This is a genomic window from Paenibacillus sp. RC21 (assembly GCF_044907935.1).
In the GTDB taxonomy this organism is placed as follows: Bacteria; Bacillota; Bacilli; order Paenibacillales; family Paenibacillaceae; genus Paenibacillus; species Paenibacillus terrae_A.
The window spans coordinates 1-3,850 of sequence record NZ_JBIYCS010000022.1 but is presented as its reverse complement, the minus strand read 5'-3'; the positions used below and the strand labels follow the sequence as shown (position 1 = coordinate 3,850).

The following is a 3,850-nucleotide window of genomic DNA, read 5'->3' as shown; positions in this document are numbered from 1 at the left end:
CGGTCGTATCGGCGGTACGCCGCGCATGCCCGAATGTCACGCTGGTGAATGGCTATGGTCCGACGGAAAACACGACCTTTTCCTGCAGCTTTGAGATTGACCAGGACTATACCAACAATATTCCGATTGGGCGACCGATAGCCAACTCGACCGCCTACATCATGGATCAAGAGGGGCGGCTCCTGCCGATAGGGATGGCGGGAGAAATCTGGGTCGGGGGAGCCGGTCTGGCCCGTGGTTATTTGAATCAGGAGGAATTAACCCGTGAGCGGTTTGTAGCGCATCCATGGGCAGCGGGTGAACGGTTATACCGGACGGGGGACCGGGGACGCTGGCGTCCAGACGGAACGATCAGCTATCTGGGACGGATGGACCAGCAGGTGAAGATCCGTGGATACCGGATTGAGCCGGGAGAGATTGAAGCGAAGCTGCAGAGCCTGCCCTTCGTCCAGCAAGCGGCTGTGGTTGTCCATGAAGCGGAGGATGGCGCGAAGCAATTGGCGGCGTACTATGTAGCTGAGCGCGAGATGACGGGGACGCGGATACGGGAAGCTCTGCTGGAAGAGCTGCCAGCGTATATGATACCAGCCTATATGATTCCGCTGGAACGGCTACCGCTAACGCCTAATGGGAAAGTGGACCGTAAAGAGCTGCCTGTGCCAACGGCGAGTATTCAAACCGGAGTGGAGTATACCGCGCCTGGAAACGAAGTGGAGCAGGTGCTGGTCACTGTCTGGCAAAAGGTGCTCGGTGTGCCGCAGATAGGAACAGGGGATAACTTTTTTGATTTGGGTGGCGATTCCATTAAGGCCATTCAGGTATCGTCCCGATTGATTCAGGCCGGCTACAAAATTGGAATGAAAGACCTGTTTAAATATCCGAGCATTGCTGCGCTCAGTCCTTATACAGAGCGGGTGACCAGAATACCCGAGCAAGGTGAAATTAGTGGAAAAGTGGAGTTGACACCGATACAGCGATGGTTATTCACGCAAGAAACGGGAAATGAAGCACATTTTAACCAGTCGTTTTTCTTGCACAGACCTTCGGGTTTTAAAGAAGAGGCATTGCGGCAGGTAATGGACAGCATAATTACGCACCACGATGCTTTACGTACCGTATATCGACGGACGGACAGCGGCTATGAAGCATGGAATCGTGGAATCAGTGAAGGGGAATTGTACGATCTGGAAGTCCTGGACTTCACAGCCTCCAATCCAGCTAAGGTTATGGCAGAAATTGAGGAAGCCGCGAATCGAATTCAGCGCAGCATTGATCTGGAAAAAGGTCCGTTGGTAAAACTGGGACTGTTCCGTTGTCCCGACGGTGATCATCTGCTGATTGTCATTCATCATTTGGTGGTAGACGGCGTATCCTGGCGAATTTTACTGGAGGACTTGGCGAATGCCTTCGGGCAAGCAGAGTCGGGCAAGGATATCAAGCTGCCGTCAAAAACGGATGCCTATCAGGTATGGGCCAATCAACTGGTGCAGTATGCAAATAGTACGTCCATCGAGCAGGAGCTTCAATATTGGAGACGCGTAAAAGACTTTGAGACAGCTCCTTTACCTAGAGATTATGACGAGACGGGTCAAGGCACGATTGGAGACAGCGAATTACTGACACTGCGGTTTACAAAGATGGAGACGGAGCAACTGCTGAAACAGACGAACCGTGCCTATCGTACTGAAATTAATGATCTGTTGCTTACTGCGCTGGGAACTGCAATCCATGGGTGGACAGGCAGTGAAAATATATTTGTAAATTTGGAAGGGCACGGTAGAGAGCATATGTTGCCGGATTGTGATATCAGCCGGACGGTAGGATGGTTCACGAGTCAATATCCTGTTCTTCTACACATTCCAACGGACGCAGACACGGGACTTCGCATTAAAACGGTCAAAGAAGCATTGCGTGAAATACCGCAAAAGGGAGTCGGATTCAGCTTGTTGCGTCATCTCTCCCATCATGGTGAAGAAATGGGTAAGCTGGTTGAACCTGAAATCTGTTTCAATTATCTAGGCCAGTTTGATCAGGATTTAAGCAACAGTGGAATGTCTATTTCACACTATTCCGGTGGCTCGGATGTCAGCCAGGGAGGGCGGAGACCATATGTGCTGGAGTTCCACGGTATGATTACAGACGGATGTCTGAATCTCGCTATCAGCTACAATCGAAAGCAGTACCGTCAAAAAACGGTGGAACACCTGGCTGAGAAACTCCAATGCTCCTTGCGCGAAATCATTAACCACTGTATGTCGAAAAAACAGATGGAGCTGACCCCAAGCGATATTTTATGCAAAGGGATAAGCATTCCAGAAATGGAACAGATCATATTGCATATGGGACAGGACAGAGCAATAGAGAATATTTACCCATTAACGCCTGTACAAAAAGGAATGCTGTTCCACAGTCTGCTGGATCCTCAGTCTGCCGCCTATTTTGAACAGACTACATTTGATATGGAAGGTGTCTTGAATGAAGCGGCTTTTGCCCAAGCCTTGGATCAATTAACACACAGACACGCTATATTGCGAACTGGATTTTATACTGGCTGGAAAGATACCCCACTTCAAGTGGTATACCAGGATTCACGCATTGATTTTCGCACAGAAGATGTTAGGGGTATCCGAGAATCAGAGCGGGAACAGTGGCTGACAGCCTATGCCGATCAAGACAAGGCCAAAGGATTTAATCTCCAACAGGATGTGTTAATGAGGTTATCTGTTTTACGTACAGGGCAACGCTCATACCGTCTGGTTTGGAGCTTTCATCATATCCTTATGGACGGCTGGTGCGTACCGCTTGTCGCCCAAGAATTGTTTGAATTGTATGAAGCAATTCGAAATGAGAGACAGCCTCGATTACAAGACGCTCCTCTGTACAGCGACTATATCGAATGGCTTGAATCCCGTCCTGTCGAGGAAGCCGCTTCTTACTGGAGTAATTATCTTGCAGGCTATGAAGAACAAACGATACTGCCAGGGAAGCTGGTCCAAGCTGCGGAATTTGAAGGCTACGAATCGGGCAGAGTAATCCGCCGGTTTGGACATTCGCTGACCTATTCGCTCAAGCAGGCAGCGAATAGCAATCGTGTAACGGTTCATACTTTTATGCAAGCTGTATGGGGGATTCTACTGCAAAAATACAATAACCATAGGGATGTTGTATTTGGTACGGTGGTGTCAGGCAGACCGCCTGTTATTACAGGTATTGAAAGCATGGTAGGCTTGTTCATTAATACGATTCCGGTACGTGTTCATTGTGAAGCGGATGAATCGTTTGCTGATTTGGCTTTAAGGATGCAGCAGGAAGCACTCGCTGCTCATGAGTTTGACACGTATTCCTTAATGGAAATACAAGCGCGAACACCACAGAAGCACCAACTCTTATCACATATTATGGTGTTTGAAAATTATCCGTTGGAGCAGCAGTTGACAAGTACGGATGGAGACGATGGCCAAAGTTTGCTGATTTCCAATGCACACGTCACGGAGCAGACGCATTACGACTTTAATGTCATTGTGTTGCCTGGCGAAGACATAACAGTGCATTTTGAATTTAATACCAATGTCTATGACACCTCGATAATAGAACAAGTAGCAGGCCGATTCCTCCAAATGTTGGAGCAGGCTGCCGCTAAACCAGACATAGGAGTCCATGAACTAGATTGGCTGACAAAAGAAGAAAAACGAGATATTTTAGAAGTTTTCAACGATACTGAGGCAGATTATCCGCGGGAGCAGACGGTGGAGCAACTGTTTGAACAACAGGTGGGGCGTACACCGGAACAGACGGCAGTCATCTGCGAGGATCGCAGGCTCACCTACCGGGAGCTCAATGCTCAGGCCAA

General features: G+C 48.9%; 1 protein-coding gene. It reads left to right on the top strand.

Features of this window, described 5'->3' with window-relative positions; genetic code table 11:
* Positions 1-44: 44 nt before the first annotated feature.
* Positions 45-3,850 (top strand): condensation domain-containing protein (locus tag ABIA61_RS26590; protein ID WP_404581513.1); only part of this gene is annotated, 3,806 nt, incomplete at its 3' end.